The organism is Exiguobacterium sp. J17977 (assembly GCF_018616375.1).
Lineage (GTDB): Bacteria > Bacillota > Bacilli > Exiguobacteriales > Exiguobacteriaceae > Exiguobacterium > Exiguobacterium mexicanum.
In genome coordinates, this window is record NZ_JAEQBB010000009.1 from 76,429 (window position 1) to 83,624 (window position 7,196).

The window sequence follows — 7,196 nt, forward strand, 5'->3', positions numbered from 1 at the left end:
ATCCTCTCTTTAATAATGCTGTCATAAGAAGCGGGCGAACAAACCGAATACGGCCAGTCCGACGATCACGTAGAAAATCCATTTGCCTTCACCCGTATGAATGATCGGCGGTGAATACTTGCGCGGCTTGTACTTCCCGTAACGGAGCGGACGCGAGTACGGGACCGCGAACCGGGAGAGCGGAATCGCGAGCAAGAACCCAGCCAGGAATCCATACACATGCCCCCAGAGTGATACGTTCGCACCGATGAGCGTGAACACGGCGCTGATGGCGACGAAGATATAGACAAGTCGCGCGTCCTGGCTATAGATGAGCGTCCGACGGAACCGACCGATGTACACGTAGAAACCGAGAATCGCTAAAATCGCACCTGACGCACCGGCTTGCAGGTAGAACAGCTCACTCACCGTGAAGTACGTCAGCAGGTTGGCAAGCACACCGGCGACGATATAAAACACGGCGAATTTGATATGGCCGACCATGCGTTCCATGGCAGGTCCGAAGATAATCAAAGCGAACGAGTTGAACAGCAGATGACCGAGCCCTAAGTGGATGAAGTTGGCCGTCAAGAGACGGTACCATTCCCCTTGGGCGAGCGCGAGATGGAACGACCCGCCGAGTGCGACGATTCGAAGGTCAGGTACCAAAGAATCGATGACAAACACGAGCAGTTGGATTACAATGAACAGCGTTACGAGCGGATACGCTCGGACGAACGTTTGAACATTCTCAGTACGACTAAACATAGCATCACCTCTTTCCTTAATTGTATAAGGAAACGAGTGAAAAAGGAAAGGAGCGAGTGTCCTGTGATTGTGGGAATCGGAATCGATATCGTCGAGATCGAACGGATTGCCCGCTCGATCAAAAATGACCGTTTCGTCGCGCGTCTGTTGACCGAGGCCGAACGGGCGCTCGCGGATACCTATCCAGAGCAACGGCGCATCGAATTCGTCGCTGGACGATTCGCGGCGAAAGAGGCGTATGCCAAAGCGGTCGGGACCGGGATTGCCCGGGGCCTGTCGTGGCAACAAATCGAAATCTTACCGGATGAGGCCGGGCGACCGCATATGACGGCGCCGTACCCAGGCCGGATTCATATGAGTATCAGCCACAGCGAGCATTACGCCGTGGCACAAGTCATCATTGAAGAGGGGGATCACGATGTTTCGTCCAAGTGGGATTGAAATTGATCGGACGGCGATCAAGCATAACGTAATCGAAATCAAAAAACGGATCCCGCAAGCGCTCATGGCCGTCGTCAAAGCGAACGCTTACGGACATGGAGCCGTCGAAGTCGCGAACATCGCACTCGACAACGGAGCGACGATGCTCGGTGTGGCTTTGCTTGAAGAAGCCATCGAGCTCCGAGAGGCGGGGATAGAAGCACCGATTCTCGTCATGGAAGCCCAATTCCCAGAAAATGCGGGCGTCGCGGCCGAGCATGATGTGACGTTATCCGTCTTTTCCGCCGACTGGTTGCGCGAGGCGAGCACGTTTTTGGCGGAGCGTCCGCTCACCGTCCATGTGAAAGTCGACACAGGAATGGGGCGCCTCGGTCTGCGGACCCGCGCTGAACTTGATGCGCTGCTCGAAGCGGCCGATGACCGTTTCATCGTGGAAGGGATCTATACGCATTTCGCGACGGCAGATGAGCCGGACAGCGAGCTGTACTATGACCAACAGGAACGGTTCGCTCAATTGATGGACGGTCTTCATTCACGATTCCGTTACATCCATACATCGAACTCGGCCGGAGCGATCCGTATGGCCGGGCAAGATGTGCCATATAACCTAGTCCGAGTCGGCATCGCACTGTATGGATTGTATCCGTCAGCTGAGATGGCTTCCTTCTATTCATTCTTGCGTCCAGCCTTCACGTTGAAGAGCAAGCTCATGCAAGTAAAGCAACTCGAGGCCGGCCAGACAATCAGCTACGGGGCGACGTATACGACGACTGAAGATGAGTGGATCGGCACCGTGCCGGTCGGCTATGCCGACGGCTGGATTCGTAAAGCGAGCGGATTCGAAGTCGACGTAAACGGACACCGTTGTCCGATTGTCGGTCGTGTCTGTATGGACCGCTTCATGGTGAGGCTTCCTGAAGAGCTGCCGGTCGGGACGGTCGTCACGCTCATCGGCGGACCGGTCGCGATTGATGAACTGGCCACCCATCTCGAGACGATTAACTATGAGGTCGTCTGCCAATTGACGAGCCGTCTCCCGAGACGTTATGTGTAAAGTGGAAAACGTGTGAAATTATCTGAATTCTTTCGGGAATCCTCTATATTTTCCCAAACTCGCGTGTTATATTGGTAAAGAACGCGGGAAGATTTCCGCCAGTCATTGAAACGATTCTGGAGGTGTAAGATGTTGAAACAGCGAACTGCGGGTGCTTTAGCGTCCGTTCCAGATCGGTTCTCGCAACATGTGGGTCCGATTTCGATGAAAGATCGTGAATCATTGTCATTGAACGATGTAGTGACGTACTTGTCCAAAGAAATTGCTGATCGACAACAAACACTGCGCGAAGAATTGGCGAGAGGCTATCAAGAGATGGCCGCGTTTAATTTGAATATGGCAGAAGAGATGCTGATGATTGAGACGGAAGCCGAACATGCTCTCTTACGTCAAGTAAGCGGGGTGTGAGCGGAGTGATCGTAAAGCGTGGTGACGTGTTTTATGCGAATCTGTCGCCCGTAGTCGGTTCAGAGCAAGGTGGAGTTCGTCCGGTTCTCGTCATTCAAAACGATATCGGCAATCGCTTTAGCCCGACCGTCATTGTCGCTGCGATTACGGCTCAGATCCAGAAAGCAAAACTGCCGACTCATGTTGAGGTATATCAAGTCAAACATGGTCTCGAACGAGATTCCGTGATTTTGCTTGAACAGATTCGAACGATTGATAAGCGTCGTCTGACAGATAAAGTCACTCATCTCGATGATGAGACGATGCACAAAGTTGACCGAGCGCTAGAGATTAGTTTGGGATTAATCCCTCTCTAGCTTACATATAAGGAAACCGATACATGGGTATCGGTTTTTTTTCAAAAAAATCGTTAAAAAATAGTTTAGAATTCTGAAAAACGGGAATTTAGTTTAATCGTACTCAATTTTTCTGTACGCACATTAGGAGGGAATATACGATGGATTTAGCGATTCGCGAGCAAGTCATTGGAGACCAATTACACCTTTACGTATCCGGAGAAGTGGATACATATACCGCACCAAAATTGAAGGAAGTCTTGCACCCGGCCATTACGGAACAAGATGTTACCGTTCATTTGGATGAAGTGGACTATATGGATTCAACTGGACTCGGCGTATTTGTCGGTGCCCTTAAAATTGCCAAACGTAACGAGAAAGAGTTGTCGCTCGTCGGCGTCACTGACCGCGTCAACCGTCTCTTTGAATTGACAGGACTGCACAAGTTGCTTTCAATCAACACGAACGTAAGAGGTGGCACGCAATGAGTAACATCGAACAGACGGTGATGACGTTCCCGGCCAAACCGGAGTATGTCGGTGTGGTCCGTTTAGTCGTCTCAGGAATCGCTAACCGTATGGGATATACGTACGACGAGATTGAAGATATCAAAATCGCGGTCTCGGAAGCCTGTGGCAATGCTGTTCAACATGCCTATGAAGATCAAGAAGGTGAAGTGAAGCTCACGTGCGGCGTCCATGAAGATCGTCTCGAAATGACGATTGAGGACTCGGGCAAAACATTTGCCGACGACGTGAAACGCCAAGCGGCGCCAGTCGAAGAGACGGCTGAAATCGAATCGCTTCACGAAGGAGGACTCGGTCTTTTCCTCATTGAAGCCTTAATGGATGACGTCTCGATCAACAAGGACAATGGTGTCAAGGTGACGATGACGAAACTCCTTAACAGGGACGAGGTGGATCAGAGTGCCAGCAAAATCTCAACAACGCCATCACAGTGATGATGAAGTATTAGAGTGGATTGAGCGGTATCAACAGGACGATCAAAACGAAGAAGTCCAAATGCTCCTCATCAACCGATACTCGGATCTCGTTGAGGCGCTCGCACGGAAGTTTTCGCGGGGCCGGGCCATTCATGACGATCTCGTTCAAGTCGGGATGATCGGACTTCTCGCTGCCCTCCGCCGTTTCGACCCTGAGTTTGGACGCAGTTTCGAATCGTTCGCCGTTCCGACGATTATCGGTGAAATCAAGCGTTTCATCCGCGACAAGACGTGGAGCGTCCACGTTCCACGCCGGATTAAAGAGCTCGGACCGAAAATCAAAAAGACGGTCGAAGAATTGACGACCGAACTGCAACGTTCACCGCGCATCGATGAGATCGCCGATCACCTTGGTGTTTCCGATGAAGAGATTCTCGAAACGCTCGAGATGGGTAAGAGCTATCAAGCCCTTTCCGTCGACAGCTCCATCGAAGCGGATAACGAAGGATCGACTGTCACGCTCCTCGACCTTGTCGGAAGCCAAGAACGTGGCTACGAATCGGTCGACCAGCGTCTCATCCTTGAAAAGGCGTTCAGTGTCTTGAACGAACGAGAACAGGCGATTCTAGAATGCGCCTATTATAAAAACATGAGCCAAAAAGAGACGGGTGAGCTCCTTGGGATTTCACAGATGCACGTATCGCGCTTACAGCGTCGTGCGCTCGAGAAATTACGCGAGGCCATCAAAGTCCCGCTCAATGAAGTATTCTCAAACGATGACTAAACGGTCATCGTTTTTTTGTCGTCTACGCCTGAGTTTGCTACACTTCAAGAGAGAAGAGAAAAGGAAGTGATTCGATTGATTACGAAAGTCGCAAAAGATTTGAAGTTGAAGACGAGTCAAGTCGAGACGGTGCAACAACTCGCCGCTGACGGAGCGACGATTCCATTCATGGCCCGGTACCGTAAAGAAATGACCGGTAATCTCGATGAAGTGGAAATCAAAGCCATTCTCGACGCGTTACAATATGAAGAGAGTTTGCACAAACGTAAGTCGGACGTCCTCGCCAAACTTGAGGAGCTTGAAAAGGCGACACCGGAGTTGACCCGTGCGCTTGAAGCGGCAACGAGCCTGCAACAAGTCGATGACATCTACCTGCCGTATCGTCCGAAGCGACGCACGAAAGCCGAACAAGGTCGGGAGAAAGGGCTCCAATCGCTCGCCGACTGGTATCGTCACCCGACGCCATACTCGGTAACCGAAGCGCAGTCGTTAGCGGGGGACCTCTCGCTCGAAGAAGCGCTTCCGTTCGTCCAATCGATTATCGGGGAGGAGTGGGGCGAAGTGGCGACGCTTCGACAATCACTCCGTACACGAGTCCGGAAAGAGGCGCTCCTTCGTTCACAGAAGAAAAAGCAGGCGGAAGATGAGAAGGAAGTGTTCGCCCAGTATTATGAATATGAAGAGAAAATCGCCGGAATCGTCCCGCACCGAATCCTCGCCTTGAACCGTGGAGAGCGTACGGATGTGTTACAAGTGAAGATCGTCTTCGACGAAACGGGTTTCATGCGACAGGCGCTCGGCAAATTCGACCGCTTGCCGACGGAAAAACGTGAACTCGTTACGCTCGCCGTGAAGGATGCCTTCAAGAAATCGGTGTTCCCGGCCATCGAACGCGAAGTCCGGAGTGAGTTGACCGAGACGGCTGAAGAACAGGCGATCGATGTGTTCTCGAAAAACTTGAAACAGCTCTACATGCAACCACCGCTTCGTGAGGTCGTCGTCCTAGGGATTGACCCGGCCTATCGAACGGGTTGTAAATGGGCCGTCGTCAATGAAATCGGAAAAGTCGAAGAGGTCGGTGTCTTCTATCCGACGGCACCGAAACACGATGTCGCGGGCTCAGAGAAAGTGTTAACGTCGCTCGTGAAGCGTTATCCAATCTCGGTCATCGTCATCGGGAACGGGACCGCATCCCGTGAGACGGAGCAGTTCGTATCGACTTGGCTGAAGAAGGCGGAACGCGAGATAGCCTATGCTATCGTCAACGAGGCGGGGGCGAGTGTCTATTCGGCCTCGGAAATTGCCCGGTCTGAGTTTCCAGAATTGAAAGTAGAAGAACGTTCGGCCGTCTCGATTGCTCGACGCATTCAAGACGCGATGGCGGAACTCGTCAAAGTCGACCCGCAGTCTGTCGGGGTCGGTCAGTATCAGCACGACGTCAGTCAAAACAAGTTGAAAGGATCGCTCGAGTTTGTCGTGGAGAGTGTCGTCAACATGGTCGGCGTCGATGTGAACCGGGCTTCGGAGTCGCTGCTCACGTATGTATCCGGATTGAATAAGACGACGGCTAAAAACATTGTCGCGTATCGGGATGAGTTCGGTCGCTTTGATACACGGAAAGAAATCAAGAAAGTGCCACGTCTTGGAGCGAAGGCGTATGAACAAGCGGCTGGCTTCTTACGGATCACGAACGGGAGCGATGTGCTCGACCAGACGGAGATTCATCCAGAGAGCTATAAACTGACACTCTCTCTATTGAAGGAACTCGGTGTTTCGAAGCAAGCGGTCGGCACGGCCGAACTACGGGATCGATTGAAGTCGGTCGATGCCAAAGCGCTGAGTGAGAAACTCGATGCCGGATTGCCGACAGTCGAAGACATCTTGAAGTCCCTCGCGAAGCCAGGACGTGACCCGCGCGAAGACATTCAGAAACCGTTACTTCGAACGGACGTCATGAACTTGGAAGACCTGCAAGTGGGGATGGAGTTCCAAGGGACGGTGCGAAATGTCATCGACTTTGGGGCGTTCGTTGATATCGGGGTGAAGCAAGACGGACTCGTCCATATTTCAAAACTGTCGAATCGTTATGTCAAGCATCCGCTTGATGTCGTTGCAGTCGGTGATATCGTCACCGTATGGATTGAACAAGTGGATGCCAATCGAGGACGGATCAGTCTCACGATGTTGGAGCCGAAGCGTTAAATAAGAAGGAACTAGCACCGAGCAAAATATTTTTCATTTTGCTCGGGTTTTTTATGAAAAAGTGTTGACGGTCTTTTCTGACCGTGCTATCTTATAGAAGTCGCCGAGAGACGACATGGAATATTAAAGCTTTTCTAAAAAAGTGATTGACAGGTTTCTGGTTTGCGGTTACAATTTAAATCGTTACTTCGATAAATTCAAGCAACGTTCCGCAATAGCTCAGTGGTAGAGCAACCGGCTGTTAACCGGTAGGTCGTAGGTTCAAATCCTACTTGCGGAGCC

At 51.5% G+C, this 7,196-nt stretch carries 9 protein-coding genes and 1 tRNA gene; 9 read left to right on the forward strand and 1 reads right to left on the reverse strand.

Annotated features, from left to right (window positions below; all coding sequences use genetic code 11):
- Nucleotides 1–21: 21 nt before the first annotated feature.
- Nucleotides 22–747, reverse strand: a complete 726-nt coding sequence (locus KNO58_RS14160) for a rhomboid family intramembrane serine protease (protein ID WP_214754922.1) — start codon at nucleotides 745–747, stop codon at nucleotides 22–24.
- 63 nt (nucleotides 748–810) lie between these two features.
- Here KNO58_RS14160 and acpS point away from each other — a divergent pair, with 63 nt between their 5' ends.
- The 9 genes from acpS (at nucleotide 811) to KNO58_RS14205 (ending at nucleotide 7,194) form a co-directional block, all read left to right on the forward strand.
- On the forward strand, nucleotides 811–1,188 hold the full coding sequence (acpS, locus tag KNO58_RS14165) for a holo-ACP synthase (protein WP_214754925.1): 378 nt from the start codon (nucleotides 811–813) through the stop codon (nucleotides 1,186–1,188).
- A complete protein-coding gene (alr, locus tag KNO58_RS14170; RefSeq protein ID WP_214754927.1) occupies nucleotides 1,166–2,242 on the forward strand; it encodes an alanine racemase in 1,077 nt (358 codons plus the stop codon). The genes acpS and alr overlap by 23 nt, the downstream gene beginning before the upstream one ends.
- A gap of 129 nt (nucleotides 2,243–2,371) precedes the next feature.
- Nucleotides 2,372–2,650: a hypothetical protein gene (locus KNO58_RS14175; protein WP_021068181.1), complete on the forward strand. Its 279-nt coding sequence runs from the start codon at nucleotides 2,372–2,374 to the stop codon at nucleotides 2,648–2,650.
- Nucleotides 2,651–2,655: 5 nt separating this feature from the next.
- A complete protein-coding gene (locus KNO58_RS14180) occupies nucleotides 2,656–3,006 on the forward strand; it encodes a type II toxin-antitoxin system PemK/MazF family toxin (protein ID WP_029596222.1) in 351 nt (116 codons plus the stop codon).
- Between the two features lie 140 nt (nucleotides 3,007–3,146).
- The gene (locus KNO58_RS14185) at nucleotides 3,147–3,473 is read left to right on the forward strand and encodes an STAS domain-containing protein (RefSeq protein WP_131471548.1); all 327 of its coding nucleotides are present in this window, start codon (nucleotides 3,147–3,149) and stop codon (nucleotides 3,471–3,473) included.
- Complete coding sequence (rsbW, locus tag KNO58_RS14190) at nucleotides 3,470–3,946, forward strand: anti-sigma B factor RsbW (protein ID WP_128123186.1); 477 nt, start codon at nucleotides 3,470–3,472, stop codon at nucleotides 3,944–3,946. Before KNO58_RS14185 ends, rsbW begins: the two co-directional genes overlap by 4 nt.
- Nucleotides 3,912–4,712 carry an RNA polymerase sigma factor SigB gene (sigB, locus tag KNO58_RS14195; protein WP_021068185.1) on the forward strand — a complete coding sequence of 267 codons (801 nt, stop codon included), beginning with the start codon at nucleotides 3,912–3,914 and terminating at the stop codon, nucleotides 4,710–4,712. Before rsbW ends, sigB begins: the two co-directional genes overlap by 35 nt.
- 75 nt (nucleotides 4,713–4,787) lie before the next feature.
- Nucleotides 4,788–6,914 (forward strand): Tex family protein, encoded by a 2,127-nt coding sequence (locus KNO58_RS14200; protein ID WP_214754942.1) that lies wholly within the window; start codon nucleotides 4,788–4,790, stop codon nucleotides 6,912–6,914.
- Between the two features lie 208 nt (nucleotides 6,915–7,122).
- A tRNA-Asn gene (locus KNO58_RS14205) sits at nucleotides 7,123–7,194 on the forward strand.
- The last annotated feature ends 2 nt before the right edge of the window (nucleotides 7,195–7,196 follow it).